We start from the raw sequence: 22,309 nt of genomic DNA on the forward strand, positions 1-22,309 counted from the left end.
GATCACTAAACTATGAGCACTCGTCGTCCCGATCCACTGGCCCAGGTCAGCGACTTTGATATCCGTCTGCTGCGCATTTTTCGCAGCGTAGTGGAATGTGGTGGGTTCTCCGCGGCGGAAACCGTGCTGGGCATCGGCCGCTCGGCCATCAGCCAGCAGATGAGCGACCTCGAACAACGCCTCGGTTTGCGTCTGTGCCAGCGCGGGCGCGCGGGCTTTTCCCTGACCGAAGAAGGACGCGAGGTGTACCAGTCGGCGTTGCAGTTATTGAGCGCGCTGGAAAGCTTTCGCACCGAGGTCAACGGCCTGCACCAGCATTTGCGCGGAGAGTTGACCATCGGCCTGACCGACAACCTGGTCACCCTGCCACACATGCGCATTACCCACGCCCTGGCGCAATTGAAAGAACGCGGGCCCGACGTGCAGATCCAGATTCGCATGATCGCCCCCAACGAAGTCGAGCAAGGCGTGCTCGACGGGCGCTTGCATGTCGGCGTGGTTCCCCAGGCCAGCGCGCTGTCCGGGCTGGAATATCAACCGCTGTACAGTGAACGATCGCTGCTGTACTGCGCGGTCGGGCATCCGCTGTTTTATGTCGATGACCAACAGCTTGAAGACGCTCGCCTCAACAGCCAGGATGCCATCGCCCCCACGTTCCGCCTGCCGGCCGAGATCCAGGCCCACTACCAGGCGCTCAATTGCACCGCCAGTGCATCGGACCGCGAAGGCATGGCGTTCCTGATTCTCACCGGGCGCTACATCGGTTACCTCCCCGATCACTACGCCAGCCTCTGGGTCCAGCAAGGTCGGTTGCGGGCCTTGAAACCTGCGGCACGGTTCTATGACCTGAGCCTGGCGTCGGTCACGCGCAAGGGCCGCCGGCCTCACCTGGTGCTGGAGAGTTTTCTCGAGAGCCTGGCGGCAACCCGCTGAGCTCCTCCGCCCCTTGCTCGCGATGGCGATAGGTCATCCACATCACCGCTGACTGACTAACCGCTATCGCGAGCAAGCTCGCTCCCACAGGTGTTTAGCTGGCTTTTAGTGTGATGGCACTTGTCGGATCGATGCCGGTGCGCTATCAACGCAGTTGCTTGCCCCACAGACCCAGCCCGGAAACGCCCATGACCTTTGAAGTCCCTGCCCACAGTGGCAAGCCCACCAGTCGCATTCGTCAAAAGAACGAAGAGACGATCCTCAAGGCCGCCGAAGATGAATTCGCTCGCCACGGGTTCAAAGGCACCAGTATGAACGCCATCGCCCTCAAGGCCGGGCTGCCCAAGGCGAACCTGCATTATTACTTCACCAATAAACTCGGCTTGTACGTAGCGGTGCTGAGCAACATCATCGAATTGTGGGACAGCACCTTCAATACCCTCACCGCCGAGGATGATCCAGCCGAAGCCTTGAGCCGCTACATCCGCGCCAAAATGGAGTTCTCTCGTCGCCAACCCCAGGCATCGCGGTTGTTTGCCATGGAAGTGATCAGCGGTGGCGAATGCCTGACCGAGTACTTCAACCAGGATTATCGCGCCTGGTTCAATGGCCGGGCGGCCGTGTTCCAGGCCTGGATCGACGCCGGCAAGATGGACCCGATCGACCCGGTGCACCTTATTTTCCTGTTGTGGGGCAGCACCCAGCATTACGCCGACTTCGCCACCCAGATCTGTCGCGTGACCGGTCGCAGCAAGTTGACCAAGCAAGACATGATCGACGCGGGTGACAATCTCATCCGCATCATTCTCAAGGGCTGCGGCCTGACACCCACTCTTTAAGATCGCCATGCCCTTTACCCTTGCCGGTTTTTGCGAGTACCGCGAAGAAATTCGCAAAAGCCGCTTCATCACCTTCGCCGCGCCCATCACCAGCCCCGCCGATGCCCAAGCGTTCATTGAGCAACACAGCGACCTGGATGCCACGCACAATTGCTGGGCCTGGAAACTCGGTGACCAATACCGCAGCAACGACGATGGCGAGCCAGGTGGCACCGCTGGGCGGCCGATCCTGGCCGCGATCGAAGCCCAGGCCTGCGATCAAGTCGTGGTGCTGGTGATTCGCTGGTACGGCGGAATTCAACTGGGCACCGGCGGGCTCGCCCGAGCTTATGGCGGCGGCGCGAACAAATGCCTGCAAAACGCCGAAAAAATCGAATTGATCAGCCGCGTGCCGCTGCACTGTAGCTGCGGATTCGCCGAACTGCCCCTGGTGAAACTGCGCGTCGCCGAGTGCGGCGGGCTGGTGAATGAAGAACACTTCACCGCCAATGGCGTGGACCTGCAATTGGCCGTGGGTGAAGCCCACATCGAAATCTTGCAAAGGCAACTGGCCGGCCTGAGCCGTGGACGGATCCTGTTGGAGCGTTGAGGTTCGCAACCTTTCAGGGCATCGCGCAATCGTTCAACTTGCCCACATCCACTGTGCACCCGACTGTGGATAACCTGAGCACATCCCTCTGTAACCCTTCTGTCATGCGGGTTTCAGAGGGTTGTTCATTTTTTGTCCAAAGCCCTGCCCATCCAACAAATCCATCCGTAAAACAAACGCTTGCACAGGGTTATCACCTTTAGAAGAAAGCCCCGCAGTGCTTATGCCCGAGTTTTCGGCTTGCGCACAATAACTGTGGAGCAACCTGTGGATAACCCGTTCATGGCTCCTCCCGCCCCAACAAGATCATGGCTCGCGGCCGCTTGTTCAATTTTTAACCACCCATTTCAGGGCAAACCTATGCCTGCGTAAAACTTGCGCGCTCCAACCCGGTGCAGAATTTTCCAATCGCAGTTGCCTAGCCCCTATGCAAGGGCCCTAGCGCCAGACCCAAGGCGATTTCCTGACCTTATGGCCAGGAAATTGCTTTATCCACAGGCATTCCTGTCCATCGGCCCGAGCCTGTCATGTCCAACCCCGACTCCACCGCGCGCCTGCAATTGCGCAAGATCAGCAAACGCTACCCTGGTTGCCTGGCCAACGACGCCATCGACCTGAGCATTCAGCCCGGCGAGATCCGCGCCCTGCTCGGCGAAAACGGTGCGGGTAAAAGCACCCTGATGAAGATTATCTACGGCGTTACTGCTGCCGATTCGGGTGAAGTGATCTGGCAAGGCCAGCGCGTCAACCTGCGTAACCCGGCCCAGGCTCGCAGCCTGGGGATCGGCATGGTGTTCCAGCATTTCTCGCTGTTCGAAACCCTTACCGTTGCGCAGAACATTGCCTTGGCGATGGGCGCGACAGCCGATTCGCCAGCACAGCTGGAATCTCGGATCCGCGACGTTTCCCAGCGCTACGGCATGGCGTTGGAACCGCAGCGGCTGGTCCACAGCCTGTCGATTGGCGAGCGCCAGCGGGTAGAGATCATTCGCTGCCTGATGCAGGACATTCGGCTATTGATTCTTGATGAGCCGACCTCGGTGCTCACGCCCGCGGAAGCCGAAGAACTGTTTGTGACCCTGCGCCGCCTGGCGAGCGAGGGGTGCAGCATCTTGTTCATCAGCCACAAGCTCGGAGAAGTGCGCGCGTTGTGCCACAGCGCCACGGTGCTGCGCGGCGGACGGGTTTCGGGGCATTGCATCCCGGCGCACTGCTCGGACCGGGAGTTGGCGCAATTGATGGTTGGTGAAGCCGCCGGACTGATCACGGACTACCCAAAGGTCAGCGCAGACAAAGCCTTCCTGCACATCAACAAGCTGTCCTGGCACAACCCGGACCCGTTCGGCTGTTCGTTGCGGGACATTGACCTTGAGGTTTGCAGCGGCGAAATCGTCGGCATCGCCGGGGTGGCGGGCAACGGCCAGGACGAATGGTTGGCGTTGCTCAGCGGAGAAACTCCGCTTGCCCGCCAGCAAGGCGAAACGATCCGATTCGACGGGCAACCCGTCGCGCACCTGCGCCCCGATGCCCGGCGTCGGCTCGGCCTGGCATTCGTCCCCGCCGAACGCCTGGGCCACGGCGCCGTGCCGCAATTGAGCCTGGTGGATAACGCCTTGCTCAGCGCTTTCCAACAGGGCCTGGTCAGCCATGGGCTGATTCGACGCCGTCAGGTCGAACACCTGGCCGAGGAAATCATCCGCCGCTTTGGCGTGAAAACACCCGACACCCGAACTCCGGCACGCAGTCTTTCGGGGGGCAACTTGCAGAAATTCATTCTTGGCCGGGAAATCCTTCAACAGCCAAAACTGCTGGTGGCCGCGCACCCGACCTGGGGCGTGGACGTCGGGGCGGCGGCGACCATCCATCGCGCTCTGATCGCCCTGCGCGATGCGGGCGCGGCGATTCTGGTGGTCTCCGAAGACCTCGACGAACTGTTCCAGATCAGCGACCGCCTCGGTGCCTTGTGCGGCGGGCGCCTGTCGGCCTTGCGACCCACGGTCGAGACCCGCCTCAGTGACGTCGGCGGCTGGATGGCCGGCCAGTTCGACGCCCCTCAATCCCATGCTCTCGCGCCGGTTTAACGGAGTTTTACATGCTGCTTTCTCTCGAACCCCGCGGCCAGCAATCGCGCCTGATGCTCTGGTGCTCGCCGCTATTGGCCGCCGTGTTGACCCTGGGCTGTGGCTCGCTGCTGTTTATCGCCCTGGGACATGACCCGGTGCAAACGCTGTACACCCTGTTGATCGCCCCGATCAGCGACCTGTACGGCGTGTCCGAATGGCTGGTCAAGACCTTGCCGATCCTGTTGTGCGCCCTCGGCCTGGCAGTCGCTTATCAGGCGCGAATCTGGAACATCGGCGCCGAAGGCCAACTGCTGCTGGGTGCCCTGGCCGGCAGCGCCTTGGCCGTGAACATCATCGGCGTGCAAAGCCGCTGGGCATTGGTGTTGATCCTGCTGACCGGCACCCTGGCCGGGGCGGCCTGGGCCGGACTCACGGCGTGGCTGCGCACGCGTTTCAATGCCAACGAGATCCTGACCAGCATCATGCTCAATTACATCGCCCTGAACCTGCTGCTGTTTTGCGTTCACGGGCCGTTGAAAGATCCGGCGGGCTTCAACTTCCCGGAGTCGGCGATGTTCGGCGAGGCCAGTCGCCTGCCGTTGCTGCTGGAGGACGGTCGCATCCATGCCGGACTGTATTTCGCCCTGCTGGCGCTGGTGGCGGTGTGGGTGTTGCTGCAGAAAAGCTTCGTCGGCTTTCAGATCAAGGTGCTGGGCCTCGACGCCCGCGCCGCCGGTTTCGCCGGCTTTCGTCAGAAGCCGCTGGTATGGCTGGCGCTGTTGATCAGCGGCGCGCTGGCCGGGCTGGCCGGGGTTTGCGAAGTGACCGGGCCGATCGGCCAACTGGTGCCGCAGGTGTCGCCGGGCTACGGCTATGCGGCGATTACCGTGGCGTTCCTCGGGCGTCTCAATCCCATCGGCATTCTGTTTGCCAGCTTGTTGATGGCCTTGCTGTATATCGGCGGCGAGAGCGCGCAGATGTCCTTGAACCTGCCCCAGGCGATCACCCAATTGTTCCAAGGGATGATGCTGTTTTTCCTGTTGGCCTGCGACGTGCTGATCCTCTACCGGCCACGCCTGAACCTGCGCTGGACCCGGCGCGCCCGAACCACTGCGGTACAGGCAGGAGCCCTGTGATGGACATCGATCTGTTGAGCAATATTTTCTACGCCATGGTCCGCTGCGGCACACCACTGCTGCTGGTGGCCCTGGGTGAATTGGTCTGCGAAAAAAGCGGCGTCCTCAACCTGGGCCAGGAAGGCATGATGCTGTTCGGCGCGGTGATCGGTTTTATCGTCGCGTTCAACAGCGGCAACCTCTGGCTCGGCGTGCTGCTGGCGATGGCCGCCGGGATGCTGTTGTCGGCATTGTTCGCGCTGGTGGCACTGGTGTTCAACGCCAATCAGGTGGCCACCGGGCTGGCGCTGACGATTTTCGGCGTGGGCCTGTCGAGCTTTGTCGGGGCGGCCTGGGTCGGCAAACCGTTGGCGGGTTTCGAACCGCTGGCCATTCCCTACCTGAGTGACATCCCGTTGTTCGGGCGGATGCTGTTTGCCCAGGATCTGCTGGTTTACCTGTCCTTCGCGCTGTTTGCTCTGGTGGCGTGGGTGATCATGAAAAGCCGCGCCGGATTGATCATCCAGGCCGTCGGCGAGAACCCCGATGCCGCCAGCGCCATGGGCCTGCCGGTGTTGCGGGTGCGGACCCTGGCGGTGCTGTTTGGCGGCGCCATGGCCGGGTTGGCCGGCGCCTATCTGTCGCTGGCCTACACGCCAATGTGGGCCGAGAACATGAGCGCCGGCCGAGGCTGGATCGCCCTGGCGCTGGTGGTATTCGCCAGTTGGCGGGTGTGGCGCCTGCTACTGGGCGCCTACCTGTTCGGCCTCGCCAGCATCCTGCACCTGGTGGCCCAGGGGTTGGGGCTGGCGATTCCATCGAGCCTGCTGGCGATGCTGCCGTATGCCGCGACCATTGTGGTGCTGGTGCTGCTGTCCCGGGATGCCGTGCGCACCCGGTTGTATGCGCCGGTATCGCTGGGGCAGCCTTGGCAGGCGGGGCATTGAGATAGACCGCGGCGTACCTATCGCGGGCAAGCCTTGCTCCCACAGATTTTCATGAGTCCCACAGATGCTCATGAGCCCCACAGACTTTCAGTGACCTGTGGGAGCAAGGCTTGCCCGCGATGAGGCCCGAACAGGCAACACCTGAACCAGCCCCCATACCACCTCGAAAAACAGGAAAACCCACAACACCGCATTGGCCCCATGAAGCAATGCATACAGCATCCAGGTCGCAAACAAAAACCGCCCCACCGCGTCATAGCGCCCATACAGCGGCTGCGGATCCCGAATTCGCAGCACCGCCCACACGCAGACAATCGAGCCCAGCAAATTCACCATCAGCAGATGCGCCGGCGCAAATGGCGGCAGTTCTCCAGGCAGGTCAAATAGCTGAGTCATGCTCATCAACACACCATGCAGCGCCGCAAAGCTCCACGGCGTAGCCAGCGCGGCCGACACGATCAGGTCGTACCAGGCGCTGCCGCGCACCACCCGGCGATATTGCATTGAAGTCCACATACCTTTGCTCCAGATAATTGGGGGAGCGAAGAGGCTAAAGCCTGGGGTATGCTCCAAGGTCAAGTCTTCTGGAGTTCCACAATGCGCATCGGTGAATTAGCCCAGGCCTGCGCCGTCAGTCGAGACACCCTGCGTTTCTACGAACAGCGGGGCCTGATCGCAGCGCAGCGCAGCGCCAACGGCTATCGCCACTACCCCGCCGATATGGTGCAACTGGTGCTCTACATCAAGACGGCCCAGCGCCTGGGCTTTACCCTGAGCGAAATCGGCAACAGCGTCGCCGCCCTGTGGCAGGCGCAGGATCCTGACTGCGCCGTAGCGCAATTGCTGCAAGACAAGCTGAACCTGATCGAAACCCGCATGACCGAACTCGACGCGTTGCGTCACGAGCTGAAACAACGGCTCGGGCAACGTTGTCCATTGAACCCGTGACCTTTTTCTTTCAAGGATGCCCCTCATGACTTCGGCAAGAAACGCATTGATCATCGGCGCCTCCCGGGGCCTGGGCCTCGGCCTGGTGAAGACGCTGCTCAGCGATGGCTGGAACGTGACCGCCACCGTGCGCAACCCGCAGAACGCAGAAGCGTTGAAGGCACTGGGCCCGGTGCGAATCGAAAAGCTCGACATGGACGATCAGCAAGCCGTCATCGCCCTGAGCCAACAGCTCAAGGGCGAGACCTTCGACCTGCTGTTCGTCAACGCCGGCGTCAAAGGCCCGGACAACCAGAACCCGGGCGGCGCGACGCTGGCGGAAGTCGGCCAGTTGTTCTTCACCAATGCCGTGGCCCCGATCAACCTGGCCCAACGCTTCGTCGGCCAGATCCGCGACGGCAGCGGCGTGCTGGCGTTCATGAGTTCGGTGCTGGGCAGCGTGACCATGCCCGACGCGCCGGAACTGGCGCTGTACAAGGCCAGCAAGGCGGCGCTCAACTCAATGACCAACAGCTTTGTCAGCCAGTTGGGCGAGCAGTCATTGACCGTGCTGTCGCTGCACCCGGGCTGGGTGAAGACCGACATGGGCGGTGAAGGCGCGGAAATCGATGTCGAGACCAGCACCCGTGGCTTGATTGATCAGGTCAATGCCTTCGCCGGCAAGGGTGGGCATCACTTCGTCAACTACAAAGGCGAGACAATTCCCTGGTAAACACCCCGATACCCTGTGAAACACCAATAACCCTGTGGAAGCGAGCTTGCTCGCGATAGCGGACTGACATTCAATATTTGTATTGACTGACCCACCGCTATCGCGAGCAAGCTCGCTCCCACATTTTTGATCTCGGCGGACTCTGGAAAACTGCAACATAACCTGAGTAAACTCCGCACCTCGCCCTATCCAACGGGCGACCCTGGATCAGCAGACAGGGCATCACTGAGCTGGCTAACCTGAACCCACTTTCAGAGGAGCCGGCCACCATGCCTGCGACCCGTACCTGGTTAAAAAACCCCCTCGCCATTTTCACTGCCAACGACCTCGATGCCCGTGGCGGTCTCGTCCTGCAGGACGGTGTGATCGTCGAGCTGCTGAGCGCCGGCCAGCAACCCGCCCTACCCTGCGACCACATCTTCGACGCCCGCGAGCATGTGATCCTGCCGGGGTTGATCAACACCCATCATCACTTCTACCAGACCCTGACCCGCGCCTGGGCGCCGGTGGTAAACCAGCCGTTGTTCCCGTGGCTGAAGACCCTCTACCCGGTGTGGGCGCGGCTGACCCCGGAAAAACTCGCCCTGGCGAGCAAAGTGGCCTTGGCCGAGTTGCTGCTGTCGGGCTGCACCACGGCGGCCGACCACCATTACCTGTTTCCCCAGGGCTTGGAACAGGCCATCGACGTACAAGTGCAAAGTGTCCGTGAACTGGGCATGCGCGCGATGCTGACTCGCGGCTCTATGAGCCTGGGTGAGGCCGACGGTGGTTTGCCGCCGCAGCAGACCGTGCAGCAGGGCGAGGTGATTCTCGCCGACAGCCAGCGCTTGATCGCCGAGTACCACGAACGCGGCGACGGCGCGCAGATCCAGATTGCCCTGGCGCCCTGCTCGCCGTTTTCGGTCACGCCCCAGATCATGAGCGCCAGTGCCGAACTGGCGGAGAAACTCGACGTACGCTTGCACACGCACCTGGCCGAAACCCTCGATGAAGAAGCGTTCTGCCTGCAACGTTTCGGCCTGCGCACCGTGGATTACCTGGACAGCGTCGGCTGGCTCGGCCCACGTACCTGGCTGGCCCACGGTATTCATTTCAACCCGGATGAAATCGCCCGACTCGGCGCCGCCGGCACCGGCATCTGTCACTGCCCAAGCTCGAACATGCGCCTGGCCTCGGGCATTTGCCCGACCCTGGAACTGACTGCCGCCGGCGCTCCCGTGGGCTTGGGCGTAGACGGTTCGGCGTCCAACGATGCCTCGAACATGATCCTCGAAACCCGTCAGGCGCTGTACATCCAGCGCCTGCGCTACGGCGCGCCAGCGATCACGCCAGCGCGCGTACTGGGCTGGGCAACCCGGGGCTCGGCGCAACTGCTCGGGCGCAGCGATATTGGCGAATTGGCGGTGGGCAAGCAGGCCGACCTGGCGCTGTTCAAGCTCGATGAGCTGCGCTTCTCCGGCAGCCACGACCCGGTCTCGGCCCTGCTGCTGTGCGGCGCGGACCGGGCGGATCGGGTGATGATCGGCGGGCAATGGCGAGTGATCGACGGGCAGGTCGAGGGGTTGGACTTGAAGGGCCTGATTGCCGATCACAGCCAGGCGGCGCGGGAATTGATCGCCGGCACCTGACCGGACGCCATCGCGGGCAAGCCTTGCTCCCACAGGCTCGCGGCGAGGCTGCCTGCATAAACACCCACCCTTCACTGTGGGAGCAAGGCTTGCCCGCGATTCTTCTAGAGGCCCAACAGCGACAACATGATAAACGTCGCGAACAACACAAAGTGGGTCATGCCTTCAATGGCATTGGTTTCACCATCGTTAAGGTTGATCGCGCTGACGATCAGGGTGATGAAGATCATCACCGTCTGCACCGGAGTCATCGCCATCTCGAAGGGCTGGCCGGTGTAGAGGGCCATGGCTTCCATCACCGGCACGGTGAGGATCACGGTGGACAGCGAAGCGCCCAGCGCGATGTTCACCACCGATTGCATGCGATTGGCCAGAGCGGCGCGCAGGGCGGTGAGGATTTCCGGCGCGGCGGAGATCGCGGCCACCAGAATCGCCGTGACCACTGGCGGCGCGCCCGAGCCTTCCAGGCCCAGGTCGATGGCCTTGGACATGACTTCAGCCAGCGCCCCGATCACCACCACGCCAAACACCAGCGCACTGATGGAGAACGTCAGGCTGATGGGTTTCGGCTCGTTTTCCACCGGCTCTTTCTTGCGGCGTTTTTCCGGATAGCTGTAACTGAAGAAGTAACTGTGAGGCCCGACCTGCATGCGCAGGAACAGGGTGTACAACACGATCATCGCGCCGATGGTAAATGCCGAATACATTTTCCAGCTCTCGCGGGGAATGAACTCCGGTACCACCATCGACACCCCCATGGCGGTGAGAATCATGACGCTGTAGGTGCGCGCCGAATCGTCGTTGTAAGCCTGCTCGCCATGCTTGATCCCGCCCATCAGCGCCGCGAGCCCGAGAATGCCGTTGATGTCGAGCATCACCGCCGAGTAGATCGTGTCCCGCACCAGGGTCGGCGACGCTTCGTTGCTCATCATGATCGCCAGGATCACCACCTCCACCAGCACCGCCGACAGGGTCAGGATCATGGTGCCGTAAGGATCACCGACTTTTTCCGCGAGCAGTTCGGCGTGATGGGCCACACGCATGGAGGCCGCGACGATGAAACCGATCAGGACCAACCCACCCAGCAACGCGACGATCTGCCCGCTGCCCAACAGCCAGTGCTCCAGCGGATAGGCGATACACGCGGCGACCAGCGCCAGCAACAGCAGTTTTTCTTGCTTGATTAAAGTGAGCATCGCGGGCCTGTCACCGTGGGCGGGGTCATGAGCTACTGACTATGGGGGGACGCGAACGTTTCGTTCGGTGTGATGCACCAGGGGGTGGCGCTTGCAGGCAGAGTGCACCTTTATTGTTCTCAAAGGCCTCATCGCGGGCAAGCCTTGCTCCCACAGGTATTGCGTCGCACTTGTGAAGCAAGCTTGCCTTCCCATGAGGTTGTGCTGCCCATCTGTTGGGGCAAGGTCTGATTCCACATGGTTTGGCGTTGCACTTGTGGGAGCAAGGCTTGCCCGCGATGGCGGCATCAAGATGCCGAACATTAGTTGTCTTGTTGGTCAGCATTTTGCATTGGTGCTGCACAGCCAACCTCACAACAAAACGGAGTTCGAGTTCATGCACAAACGCCCCTTGAAGCAGTTGCTTTGCGCCGTCGTCGCAGCCGTCGGCCTGGGCGCCGGCCTGAATGCCAGTGCCGCCGACCCGCTGAAGGTCGGCTTCGTCTATATCGGCCCGATCGGCGACCACGGCTGGACCTATCAGCATGAACAAGGGCGCAAGGAGCTGGCGGCGAAATTCGGTGAGCAGATCACCACCCATTACGTGGAAAACGTGCCGGAGGGGGCCGACGCCGAGCGGGTGATCCGCAACATGGCCAAGGACAAATACGACCTGATCTTCACCACCTCCTTCGGCTACATGAACCCGACGCTCAAGGTCGCCAAGCAATTTCCCAAGGTGATCTTCGAACACGCCACTGGCTACAAACAGGACAAGAACCTGGGCACGTACCTGGCACGCACCTACGAAGGCCGCTACGTCGGCGGCTTCCTCGCGGCCAAGATGACCAAGACCAAGAAGATCGGCTACGTCGCCTCCTTCCCGATCCCGGAAGTCATCCGCGACATCAACGCCATCCAACTGGCCCTGAACAAATACAACCCCGGCACCGAGATCAAGGTGGTGTGGGTCAATTCCTGGTTCGACCCGGGCAAGGAAGCCGACGCCGCCAACGCACTGATCGACCAAGGCGTGGACGTGGTGTTCCAGCACACCGACAGCCCGGCGCCGATCCAGGCCGCCGAGCGACGCGGCGTCTATGCGGTGGGCTACGCTTCGGACATGGCTCACTTCGGTCCCAAGGCGGTGCTGACGTCCATCGTCAACGACTGGGGCCCGCATTACATCCAGGCGACCCAGAGTGTGATCGACCACAGCTGGAAATCCCAGGACTACTGGGGCGGCCTGAAGGAAGGCACGGTGAAACTACCGATCAGCGACCTGGTGCCAGCAGCCGTCAAGGGCGAAGCCGAGCAGATCATCGCCGACATCGAGAGTGGCGCCTTCCACCCGTTCACCGGCCCGATCAAGGACCAGGCCGGCGTCGAGAAAATCCCCGCCGGCGCGAGCGCCACCAATGCGGAACTGGCGTCGATGAATTATTACGTCGAAGGCATGAAAGCTGAGATTCCGAAGTAATCCTCAGGCCAAACACATAACCCTGTGGGAGCGAGCTTGCTCGCGATAGCGGACTGACCTTCACCATCGATGTCGACAGATAAATCGCTATCGCGAGCAAGCTCGCTCCCACATGGGTCCGCGTCCAAATTCAGGAAAGCCGCATGAACAGCCTGCCCATCATCGACATCAGCCCGCTCTACGGCGATGAGCCCGACGCCTGGCAAGCCGTCGCCGGGCACATCGACCGCGCCTGCCGCCAGTGGGGCTTTTTCTACATCAAGGGCCATCCCATCAGCCCGGCGCGCATCGCCGAGGTGCTGGGCAATGCCCAACGCTTCTTCGCCCTGCCCGTCGAAGAAAAACTCAAGATCGACATCACCCAGACCCGCCACCATCGTGGTTACGGCGCCGTCGCCACCGAACAGCTGGACCCGACCAAGCCCAGCGACCTGAAGGAAACCTTCGACATGGGCCTGCACTTGCCGGCCGATCACCCCGAGGTGCTGGCGGAAAAACCCCTGCGCGGCCCCAACCGGCACCCTGATCTGAACGGCTGGGAAACCTTGATGGAGCAGCATTACCGCGACATGCAGGCGCTTGCGCAAACCCTGCTGCGGGCCATGACCCTGGCCCTGGGCATCGAGCGGGACTTTTTCGACACGCGTTTCAACGAGCCGGTAAGCGTGCTGCGCCTGATCCACTACCCGCCCCGCGACACCGCCAGTTGCGCCGAACAGCAAGGTGCCGGGGCACATACCGACTACGGCTGCATCACCCTGCTCTACCAGGACGCCGCCGGCGGCCTGCAAGTACGCAACGTCAACGGCCAGTGGGTCGACGCGCCGCCCATCGACGGCACCTTCGTGGTCAACCTCGGCGACATGATGGCGCGCTGGAGTAACGACCGGTACCTGTCTACGCCGCATCGGGTGATCAGCCCACTGGGAGTGGACCGCTATTCGATGCCGTTCTTCGCCGAGCCACACCCCGACACGCTGATCCAATGCCTGCCCGGTTGCCAGGATGACGCCCACCCGCCAAAGTACCCGACCACCACCTGCGCACAATTCCTGCTCTCGCGCTTCGCCGACACCTATGCTTACCGCCGGGAGCCCCACGCCGTGTAGTGGATCAGCCGGTCAGGTTTTACCCGACAGGACGGCCAGCCCCCTGTAGAATGCCCGCCATCGATTCGCTGATGAGAAAAGACCATGTACGACTGGCTGAACGCCCTGCCCAAGGCTGAACTGCACCTGCACCTGGAAGGCTCGCTGGAGCCCGAGCTGCTGTTCGCCCTGGCCGAACGCAACAAGATCGCCCTGCCGTGGAATGACGTCGACACCCTGCGCAAGGCCTATGCCTTCAACAACCTGCAGGAATTCCTCGACCTGTATTACCAGGGCGCCGATGTGCTGCGCACGTCCCAGGATTTCTACGACCTGACCTGGGCCTACCTGTTGCGGTGCAAGGCGCAGAACGTGATCCACACCGAACCGTTCTTCGACCCGCAGACCCACACCGACCGTGGCATCCCGTTCGAAGTGGTGCTCAACGGCATCGCCGCCGCCCTCAAGGACGGCGAGCAGCAACTGGGCATCACCAGCGGCCTGATCCTGAGCTTCCTGCGCCACCTGAGCGAAGAACAAGCCGAGAAAACCCTCGATCAAGCGCTGCCATTCCGCGAGGCCTTCGTGGCCGTGGGCCTGGACAGTTCGGAAATGGGCCATCCACCGAGCAAGTTCCAGCGCGTGTTCGACCGCGCACGCAACGAAGGCTTCCTGACCGTCGCCCACGCCGGCGAAGAAGGTCCGCCCGAGTACATCTGGGAAGCCCTCGACCTGCTGAAGATCCAGCGCATCGACCATGGCGTGCGGGCCATCGAAGATGAGCGGCTGATGCAGCGGATCATCGACGAGCAGATTCCATTGACCGTCTGCCCGCTGTCCAACACCAAGCTGTGCGTGTTCGACGACATGTCGCAGCACAACATCCTCGACATGCTCGAGCGCGGCGTGAAGGTGACGGTGAATTCCGATGACCCGGCGTACTTCGGCGGCTACGTCACCGAGAACTTCCACGCCCTGCACACCCACCTGGGCATGACCCAAGACCAGGCCAAACGCCTGGCGCAGAACAGCCTGGATGCGCGACTAGTAAAACCCTAAAGCCGACAATCAACCCTGTGGGAGCAAGCTCGCTTCCACAGGTTTTTGATCGCCTGCACATCCCCGGTTGGACGCAGATTCAATTGTGGAAGCGAGCTTGCTCGCGATGGCGGTGTATCAGTCGACAGCGATGTTGGATGCCGGACCGCTATCGCGAGCAAGCTCGCTCCCACAGAGGAAGGTGTTTAGTCGGCGACGGGCGCTTCGCTCAACTCCTCCAGTGTCTTGCCCCGCGTCTCCATCCCGAACAACCAGACCACCCCCGCCGCCACGGCGAAGCACAGCGCGCCCAGGGCGAACACACCGCCCTGGCCGGTGATGGGAAACACCAGGCCGGTCACCAATGGGCCAAGCAGCGAACCGATACGACCTACCGCCGAAGCAAAGCCCGAGCCGGTGGCCCGGGCCGAGGTGGGGTACAGCTCCGGCGTGTAGGTGTAGAGCACCGCCCACATGCCAAACAGGAAAAACTGCATCAGCAGCCCGGTGCCGATCAACAAGCCGACGTTGCCGCCAAACACCGCGCTCTGCCCATACAGAAACGCCATCACCCCGCCGCCCAGCAACGTGATGATGCACACCGGCTTACGCCCCCAACGCTCCACCAGCCAGGCCGCCATCAGGAAGCCGGGAATCCCGCCCAGGGAAATCAGCACGGTGTAATACACCGACTGGGTCACGGCGAACCCCGACTGCTGCAACAACGCGCTGAGCCAGGACGTCAGGCCATAGAAACCGAGCAAGGCAAAGAACCAGACGCTCCAGATCATCATCGTGCGCTGGCGATACAGCGGCGACCAGATTTGCGCCAGGGCCGAAAAGAAATTGCCCGGCACACTCTCGACCCTGGGCAGGCGGATCGGCTCCGGCAGGTCGCGCCGTCCCAGCGAGGCCCGGACCTTGTCTTCAATACGCTTGAGCACCGCGTCCGCTTCGTCCCCCCGACCGGCCTGCTCCAACCAGCGCGGCGACTCGGGAATGAAGAAGCGAATCGCCAGGACAAACACCGCCGGCACCGCCAGCACCAGGAAGATGTCGCGCCAGCCGATCACCGGCAGCAGGAAATACGAGAGCACCCCCGCCGCCACGAAACCCAGCGGCCAGAAGCCGTCCATCAAGGCGATGTAGCGCCCTCGACGCTTGGCCGGGATCAGCTCCGAGAGCATCGACTGGGCAATCGGAAACTCCATGCCCATGCCGATGCCCAGCAGGATGCGAAACAACGTCAATGTCTCCACGTCTTGGGCGGTGGAGCACAGGTAGCTGGCAATGCCCCACAACACGATGCTCCATTGGAACACCGGTTTGCGCCCGAAACGATCGGCCAGCATGCCCGACAGCGACGCCCCCAGCACCATGCCGAAGAAGCTGGAGCTGGCGAGCAGACCGGCCTGGGCGGTGCTCAGGCCGAACTCGGCTTTGATCGAGCCCAGCAGGAACGTCATCATCGCCAGGTCCATGGAGTCGAAGAAAAACGCCAGGGCGATGATGATGAAAATCACCCGGTGATACCCGCTGATGGGTAACCGCTCCAAGCGTTCCGCCGCGCTGTAACCGTGAATGTCCATGCTACCTCCCCAATCCGATGATTTCCCCGGACCGAGTGTGCGCGAACCTTACGGGTGGCGATTGCTGAATACGACCTGTCGACAGCCCTGAGCGACGCGCCAGGAGCGTTCCCTAGAACGCCATCTCCACGGCATCCTGCCGGGCGAACCGGTGGATTTCCTGTTGGCCGAGCGTCGTTACCTGCAAGGCCCGCGAATCGTTGGGCAAGGTCAGCCAACCCGACTGCATGAACAGTTGCAGCAACGCCGCCCCCAGCGCGCCACCCAGGTGCGGACGTCGCTCGCTCCAGTCCGGGCAGGGGCAGGCAACACGGGCATTGCGATGGGCCAGGGCCTGGATGAACAGGCCACGCTCGGCCAATTGATTGGCGCCCTTGTGCGTGACGACCACCCGTTGTTCGAACTGCTCGATCCACCCGGCGTCGAGCAGGCGCTGGTAAAGGTCGGCCGCCAGGGTTCCCCCCAGGTGATCGTCGCACAGCCTGGCCCGCATCAACGAAGCGGGGGCCGAAGGGGCCTTGGTCGGCATGACCCGGCGCTTGAAGACATCCGGAATCTGCCGTGGCGTACTGACCAGGGTCGCGCTGGCCAGCGCTTCGACGGCTGCGCCGATTTCAGGCGCGGCCAGGCGGAAAAACCGCTTGCGGCCCCGGGCTTCGACTTTCAACAGGCCTCCGGCGGACAGACGCCCCAGGTGCGCATTGGCCGAGGACGGCGACAACCCGGCGAGCAACGCCAACTCCTCGGCCTGGCGGGCCGTGCCGTCCATCAAGGCCCACATCATTGCGCTGCGCTTGGGGTCAGCCAGCAGCGTGGCGATCTGGCTGATGCAAGGTGCATGTTCCATGTAATGGGGCTTGCTAAACGTTAATAGTGAACTAGCCTATAAACAGTATCTTACGTTTCAGAACGAACAGATTGGTCCAAGCCCTCCACGAGCATGGCTAGAGCCAGACTCTGAGCCGTTGAGATAGGACTTATCGACTCAACGCACCGAGAGGTACTGACTGATGGAGCTTGTTTGGGCTACCAAAGATTTGGTAATAGCTGGCCATTCGTACCCCAATTTTCCGATTTTGCTCATGGACTCGATGGAGAGCTGTGTTCCGGCCAATGACTACTTTCGTCACTACCTTCTGGGAGGGGCTATCGGTTCAAAAAAATCATGGCCTAGCGTAGGCCGGGCGCTGTATGACTTCTTCAGTTTTCTCCAAGCGCATGAACTTGATTGGCACGACGTAGATCGTGGCGAAGCTAAGAGCCTTATTGCTGCCTATCGAGGTTACTCCGAGGATGTATGCGCATTGGCAACGTCAACGATCAGACAACGGCTAACTTACGTCTGTAATTTTTACGAATATGCGCTTATGCAGGGGTGGGTAAGCAGGCTACCGTTCAGTTACGAGGAACGAACAGTTAAACGTCAGATAGGACTCCTGGCACATGTCGACGCCAGCGGCGGCAAGACCATGGTGAATAACGCGATGCCTCGGAAGAATATAAAGCTACCCAAATTTCTAATTATGGATGAGGTCAAGGCACTCTTAGCGGCTGTGGAAAATCCGCATCACCGAATGATGATTCGGCTAGGGCTTCAGACTGGACTTCGCCGCGAGGAAATCGCCACGTTTCCCGTTGCCTATGTCTTCGATCCTGTCAAAGCTGGCAGGCGCGAGCGCAACATTCTGATTCGTCTGGATCCAGATGACGGCCATGGCATTCGTACAAAGGGAAGCAAGGCGCGCGACATCTACGTCAGTAGCCGCTTCCTCTCTGATCTACATCGTTATGTGATTCAAACTCGCGGTGAGCGGAGGGACTTGAATTCGACCGATCAAAACCCTCTCTTTCTAAATCAGTCGGGTGAGCCCTTCGCCGATGACGGAAAGGGGATCGGGCGCATCGTCAGTAATATAGGTAAGGGGGTTGGCATTAAAGTCCATCCCCACATGCTACGCCACACATACGCTACCCATACCTTGGTTGCCCTTCAGCGCAACCCTAGCGGCATAGACCCACTGATATTTTTGCAGCGTCAACTCGGCCATAGCTCCATACAGACAACGATGATTTACCTGCATTTAATCAACGAGCTGGCCGATAGCGCAGTGCTAGCTTATGACGAAGAATTGAACGACGTCCTGGAAGCGGCCTAATGGGCAAGCGAAAGGTCTACATCAGATCCGACCTCACGATCCCAGAGATACAACACAGCCTTGATCTGGAAGGACGCATTGCCGTGCTGCCAGATACAGTTCCACCAGCCAATACTCAGGTCGCATTCGGGCGTAACGCTACTCGAATGCGTTTTTTCGACTTTGCACGCTGGTATGGGGCAGGCATCGATTCAATTGTCTACGCGTGTCAGACGCAAATCGAACGTTTCCTAGCTAAGCAAGACGGCGAGGTAGAAGCTAGTACCGTAAGCAGCTACTGCAGAACGGGTCTGCGCACTTTCCTCGATTTTCTTGTTCTACGCGCGACAGCACTCGGGCGTGAGCTCACCTTGACTGACATCAACCGCGATCTGATCGACTCTTACCTTGGCCATAACACCGGATGTGGGATAGCCACTACCTCTCAGCAATGCCGCTACAGCTATACCAAATCCGTACTCTTAGCGCTCGGCCGGCGAGGGATCATTACCTTGATCACATCCGGCGAGGCCACCACGTTCCCGCACAACGCATTTCCTAACAGTAACCGCAAAAAAAAGGGCGAGACACCACTTACCAAGGGCCAGCGCCAAGCATTCACAGCAGCGGTTAAACAGGCGGTTATGCCGATTTGGAACGAGGACGTTCCGCTGACTAGCGAGTTGGTAGGCTATGCGCTGCTAATCGTGGCGCTACACACCGGACGAAACAGCACTCCATTGCTGGAAATGAACCGTAACTGTCTGTACGCGCACCCAAAAGACGGCAGCGCGTTCTTAGTTCTGTGGAAGCGACGGGGGCACAACACTAGCAAGGTAGCTCTGCGTGCCGATAGCACACATGAGCGTCTGCTTGAGGCTACGCCTACTGTTAGGACGAACGTTGAACGCCTCATCCGGCGAGTAATAGCCCGCACGGAGGAGCTAGTTGCTGAAGCACCCAGCGATCTTCAGGCTCGCGTCTGGCTGTATCGGTCACGTTCCTATAATCAGACAGGGCAAGTAAAGGCACTGTCTGTAAATCAGCTGGAGCACGCAACTCAACAACTCGTGACTAAGTACCGACTCAATGACACTGGTGGGCAACCGCTGCGCCTCAACGTCTCACGCCTACGAAAAACATTCGCAAACCGTATTTTCGAGCTTTTGGACGGGGACTTGGCAACTACGGCGATAGCCCTTGGTAACCTACCAGAAGTGGCTGGAAGGAGTTACCTTGTGCCGCCGGAGGAAGCAAAAAGAGACTGGCGGTTCATGGGGGAAATTCTTGTTAAAGAGTTATTAAGTCGCACTATCGGTGCGACTTACAAACTCGTCCCGACGGGCCGTTGTAGCGATCCAGTGAATGGGCAGTACGCGCCTAAGAGAGAAGGCGCTACCTGCATCAACTTCCTCAACTGCCTGCGCTGTCGGCATTACGCAGTGACAGTTGACGACCTGTACAAATTATTCAGTTTCTACTTCCGCGTACTCTCCGAACGCACTCGTATGGATAAGGGGCGCTGGAACAAACATTACGCGCACATTCCTCGCCTGATTGATGACTATATTGTGGCGGAAGGTTTGAGACGCGGGATGTTCAAGCCTGCTGTCATTGAAGCGGCACGGGATCGAGCTCGTGCCCAGCCGCATCCCTTCTGGTCGTACGATTTGATTACGTCCTTAGAGGTCTTCATATGAAGGAAAATACCGCGGACACCCTGCCTTATGGGGTAATGGAATCGCAGCCGGGGGATACGCGTGGGCTGCCGGAGAATGAGCGAAATGCTCTTATCGTGACGGCCATCCAGGTTGGGGAGCACTGGATAATTATCAATCGTTATGGCGATCATCAATGGGAGCTAATAGATCTCCCGAGCAATACAGCCAATTACCGCAAACACCTCAATTTTCTACGTGTGCGTAATGAATTGAGGGGAGCGGTTAAAGAAGTTATGTATCGCTACCTACGTCGAGGTCGGGAAGGCCAACCAATACCGAAGGGCGCAACTTTAGACCACTTTTTTGAGGCTATGATGCCCTTTCTACGGTACTTGGACTCGCTAGGAATCGACAAATTTTGCGCTATAAGCCCTATAGTTTTTACAAATTATGTTGCTGAGTGCAGAGAAGCTCGTAAGGATAACGGCAAGCATTTATCACAGGGCACCCTTTTAAGGCGCTACCAAGCCATAGAAGCACTTTATGAGTTGAGCCAATATACTCACGATCCGATCCAGAAGCATCCTTGGCCCGAGACCTCATCCACCTCCATGGCTGGTTTAACCGGCCATGGTTCGCGCCATAGACAGGGAAGCACTACGCCACTAATCCCTGACTCTATTTTCTGTGCTCTGTTCGAGAGGGCCTACGAGAAGGTGGAACACGGTAACCACCTGCTCGATCTCCGAGACGCTGTCACCAGTATCGGCACCACGCGAAAGGGCGCCGGGTACGATTTAATCCGTTACGCTAAAAAACGTCATCTCGCTACTCTCGGTTGGAAAGGAGGACTGACCGTACTCAACCAAGAGCTCACTGCGCTGCGTACCGCTTGCTACATCATCCTAGCCAGCACATCCGGTTGTCGAAACCACGAGTTGGCCAATGTGCAATCGGGCTCGCACCGCCGTACAGAAGACGATGACGGCACAATATTTCACTGGCTGCATTCAAAATCGGAAAAAACCGATGCCGGGGAGCACGATTGGATGATTCCTACGGCCGCAGTGCGTGCGTTACGTTTAATGGAGCGCTGGGCCGTACCCTACCAAGCAATGATTGCGAACGAAATCGCCGAGCGGCGTAGGATCAATCCATTCGATCCAGAGATTGCCCACGCACACAAGCATCGTCATGCGTTGTTCCTCGGGCTAAACGGCGGTAAGGGCGGTAAGGGCAACAAAATTCGAACTCTGTCATTAATGTCATGCAACGTTCATCTGAAGACATTTGCTAAGCAGGCAAAACTGGATTGGCCCCTTGCCAGTCACCAGTTCCGCCGTAAGTTCGCCAACTATGTCGCACATAGTCAATTTGGCGATTTGCGCTATCTTCGCGAACACTTTGCACATTGGAGTATGGACATGACCCTTGGCTACGCCATGGACGAAAGCTGGGGCAGTCACCTTGACCTGGAGCTGTTCGACGACATTCAGGCAGAGCTCGAAGACATAAAGTTGGGAGTTGTAAAGGGCTGGTTGGGTGATGATCCGCTGGCTGGCGGCTACGGCCGCTCGCTCAAGCATTGGCAACGTGACCCACTAAACCTTGCCATCTTTAAGGATCACCAAACAATGGTAAGTTCTATTGCCGAAAGCACCTCAATCCGTAGCAATGGTCATGCGTGGTGCACAGCAGACGATAATGGCTGTGTAGGCAACACATTTGAGCGGACGCGCTGCGGTGACTGCAGTAATGCAGTGATCGGTCAGGGTCACCTCGGTCTATACCGGGAGCTATACAACAACCTAAAAGAGCTGCTGGTGTGTAACGACATCGGAGAGAGCGGTCGGATACGAGTTCTGCGCGACATGGAGCGATGTCGAGACGTGTTCATTCAGCTTGGCTATGACCCGGAGGAACAGGCAGCATGACGATCAAACGCAAACCTGCTGACACTCGAGAAAGGGAGTTAACGCTCGCGCTCTACCGGATTAAACGGGGGCGGGCCAAAACAGGGGAGAAAAAAGTCACCATTGCAGGCGTAGCCCGCGAAGCGGGCGTTTCCGCAGCGCTGATACATAATCACTACCCAAACGTAGCCGAGGCCATCCGTGAAGCTCAGGGACGCTCCAGCCGGGCTCAGCGTGACGTGAAGCACCAATATCTACGTGAAGCGCAAGAGTCAAATCGCGTCTTGCGCAAAGAAATACAAGAATTACGCACAAAACTCGCCAGCCTCGCGTCTCTTAATGAAGTACTAATAACAGAGAACAGAGCTTTGAAAGCTAAGCAGAACGATCCCAAGGTGGTCGACATTCGCTGATGTCGCTGCGTTAAAATCCATAGTCAAATATTAAGGCAGAGCT

20 protein-coding genes are annotated in these 22,309 nt (G+C 59.8%); 16 read left to right on the forward strand and 4 right to left on the reverse strand.

Features of this window, described 5'->3' with window-relative positions; all coding sequences use genetic code 11:
- Window positions 1–12: 12 nt before the first annotated feature.
- The 6 genes from AB4N80_RS01535 to AB4N80_RS01560 all read left to right on the forward strand — a co-directional run bounded on the left by AB4N80_RS01535 (window position 13) and on the right by AB4N80_RS01560 (window position 6,486).
- Window positions 13–933, forward strand: a complete 921-nt coding sequence (locus AB4N80_RS01535; RefSeq protein ID WP_122567196.1) for a LysR family transcriptional regulator — start codon at window positions 13–15, stop codon at window positions 931–933.
- Between the two features lie 188 nt (window positions 934–1,121).
- Complete coding sequence (locus tag AB4N80_RS01540; RefSeq protein ID WP_122567197.1) at window positions 1,122–1,772, forward strand: TetR/AcrR family transcriptional regulator; 651 nt, start codon at window positions 1,122–1,124, stop codon at window positions 1,770–1,772.
- A gap of 7 nt (window positions 1,773–1,779) precedes the next feature.
- Window positions 1,780–2,361 (forward strand): IMPACT family protein, encoded by a 582-nt coding sequence (locus tag AB4N80_RS01545; RefSeq protein WP_122567198.1) that lies wholly within the window; start codon window positions 1,780–1,782, stop codon window positions 2,359–2,361.
- A gap of 527 nt (window positions 2,362–2,888) precedes the next feature.
- Window positions 2,889–4,442 carry an ABC transporter ATP-binding protein gene (locus tag AB4N80_RS01550; protein WP_460080349.1) on the forward strand — a complete coding sequence of 518 codons (1,554 nt, stop codon included), beginning with the start codon at window positions 2,889–2,891 and terminating at the stop codon, window positions 4,440–4,442.
- 11 nt (window positions 4,443–4,453) lie between these two features.
- On the forward strand, window positions 4,454–5,560 hold the full coding sequence (locus AB4N80_RS01555; RefSeq protein WP_460080352.1) for an ABC transporter permease: 1,107 nt from the start codon (window positions 4,454–4,456) through the stop codon (window positions 5,558–5,560).
- The gene (locus AB4N80_RS01560; protein ID WP_305469580.1) at window positions 5,560–6,486 is read left to right on the forward strand and encodes an ABC transporter permease; all 927 of its coding nucleotides are present in this window, start codon (window positions 5,560–5,562) and stop codon (window positions 6,484–6,486) included. Before AB4N80_RS01555 ends, AB4N80_RS01560 begins: the two co-directional genes overlap by 1 nt.
- Window positions 6,487–6,573: 87 nt before the next feature.
- Here AB4N80_RS01560 and AB4N80_RS01565 read toward each other — a convergent pair whose 3' ends face one another.
- Window positions 6,574–7,002, reverse strand: coding sequence for a hypothetical protein (locus tag AB4N80_RS01565; RefSeq protein WP_305469579.1), 429 nt, complete (start codon window positions 7,000–7,002; stop codon window positions 6,574–6,576).
- A gap of 81 nt (window positions 7,003–7,083) precedes the next feature.
- Here AB4N80_RS01565 and AB4N80_RS01570 point away from each other — a divergent pair, with 81 nt between their 5' ends.
- The 3 genes from AB4N80_RS01570 to AB4N80_RS01580 all read left to right on the forward strand — a co-directional run bounded on the left by AB4N80_RS01570 (window position 7,084) and on the right by AB4N80_RS01580 (window position 9,774).
- A complete protein-coding gene (locus AB4N80_RS01570; protein ID WP_122567203.1) occupies window positions 7,084–7,434 on the forward strand; it encodes a MerR family transcriptional regulator in 351 nt (116 codons plus the stop codon).
- 25 nt (window positions 7,435–7,459) lie between these two features.
- Window positions 7,460–8,146, forward strand: a complete 687-nt coding sequence (locus tag AB4N80_RS01575; protein ID WP_122567204.1) for an SDR family oxidoreductase — start codon at window positions 7,460–7,462, stop codon at window positions 8,144–8,146.
- A 269-nt stretch (window positions 8,147–8,415) separates the two neighbouring features.
- Window positions 8,416–9,774 (forward strand): 8-oxoguanine deaminase, encoded by a 1,359-nt coding sequence (locus tag AB4N80_RS01580; protein ID WP_122567206.1) that lies wholly within the window; start codon window positions 8,416–8,418, stop codon window positions 9,772–9,774.
- Between the two features lie 104 nt (window positions 9,775–9,878).
- Here the strand turns inward: AB4N80_RS01580 and AB4N80_RS01585 are convergent, their stop codons facing one another.
- Window positions 9,879–10,970 (reverse strand): calcium:cation antiporter, encoded by a 1,092-nt coding sequence (locus tag AB4N80_RS01585; protein ID WP_122567207.1) that lies wholly within the window; start codon window positions 10,968–10,970, stop codon window positions 9,879–9,881.
- A 376-nt stretch (window positions 10,971–11,346) separates the two neighbouring features.
- Between AB4N80_RS01585 and AB4N80_RS01590 the strand changes: the two genes are divergently transcribed.
- The 3 genes from AB4N80_RS01590 to AB4N80_RS01600 all read left to right on the forward strand — a co-directional run bounded on the left by AB4N80_RS01590 (window position 11,347) and on the right by AB4N80_RS01600 (window position 14,576).
- A complete protein-coding gene (locus tag AB4N80_RS01590) occupies window positions 11,347–12,429 on the forward strand; it encodes a BMP family ABC transporter substrate-binding protein (RefSeq protein ID WP_122567331.1) in 1,083 nt (360 codons plus the stop codon).
- Between the two features lie 143 nt (window positions 12,430–12,572).
- Window positions 12,573–13,538 carry a 2-oxoglutarate and iron-dependent oxygenase domain-containing protein gene (locus tag AB4N80_RS01595; RefSeq protein ID WP_354338546.1) on the forward strand — a complete coding sequence of 322 codons (966 nt, stop codon included), beginning with the start codon at window positions 12,573–12,575 and terminating at the stop codon, window positions 13,536–13,538.
- A gap of 84 nt (window positions 13,539–13,622) precedes the next feature.
- Entirely contained in the window at window positions 13,623–14,576 is a 954-nt protein-coding gene (locus AB4N80_RS01600; protein ID WP_060739317.1) for an adenosine deaminase, read from the forward strand.
- A 185-nt stretch (window positions 14,577–14,761) separates the two neighbouring features.
- Here AB4N80_RS01600 and AB4N80_RS01605 read toward each other — a convergent pair whose 3' ends face one another.
- Both AB4N80_RS01605 and AB4N80_RS01610 read right to left on the reverse strand, forming a co-directional pair.
- Window positions 14,762–16,144 carry an MFS transporter gene (locus AB4N80_RS01605; RefSeq protein ID WP_354338544.1) on the reverse strand — a complete coding sequence of 461 codons (1,383 nt, stop codon included), beginning with the start codon at window positions 16,142–16,144 and terminating at the stop codon, window positions 14,762–14,764.
- A gap of 112 nt (window positions 16,145–16,256) precedes the next feature.
- Window positions 16,257–16,991: an ArsR/SmtB family transcription factor gene (locus tag AB4N80_RS01610; RefSeq protein WP_122567210.1), complete on the reverse strand. Its 735-nt coding sequence runs from the start codon at window positions 16,989–16,991 to the stop codon at window positions 16,257–16,259.
- Between the two features lie 163 nt (window positions 16,992–17,154).
- Between AB4N80_RS01610 and AB4N80_RS01615 the strand changes: the two genes are divergently transcribed.
- The 4 genes from AB4N80_RS01615 to AB4N80_RS01630 are packed head-to-tail and all read left to right on the forward strand — an operon-like array spanning window position 17,155 to window position 22,266.
- Entirely contained in the window at window positions 17,155–18,300 is a 1,146-nt protein-coding gene (locus tag AB4N80_RS01615) for a tyrosine-type recombinase/integrase (RefSeq protein WP_460080363.1), read from the forward strand.
- Window positions 18,300–19,979, forward strand: coding sequence for a hypothetical protein (locus AB4N80_RS01620; RefSeq protein WP_460080366.1), 1,680 nt, complete (start codon window positions 18,300–18,302; stop codon window positions 19,977–19,979). Before AB4N80_RS01615 ends, AB4N80_RS01620 begins: the two co-directional genes overlap by 1 nt.
- Window positions 19,976–21,874 (forward strand): site-specific integrase, encoded by a 1,899-nt coding sequence (locus AB4N80_RS01625; RefSeq protein WP_460080368.1) that lies wholly within the window; start codon window positions 19,976–19,978, stop codon window positions 21,872–21,874. The genes AB4N80_RS01620 and AB4N80_RS01625 overlap by 4 nt, the downstream gene beginning before the upstream one ends.
- Window positions 21,871–22,266, forward strand: coding sequence for a TetR family transcriptional regulator (locus tag AB4N80_RS01630; RefSeq protein ID WP_460080371.1), 396 nt, complete (start codon window positions 21,871–21,873; stop codon window positions 22,264–22,266). The genes AB4N80_RS01625 and AB4N80_RS01630 overlap by 4 nt, the downstream gene beginning before the upstream one ends.
- Window positions 22,267–22,309: the final 43 nt, after the last annotated feature.

The sequence above is a fragment of the Pseudomonas sp. H3_A02 genome, assembly GCF_054671965.1.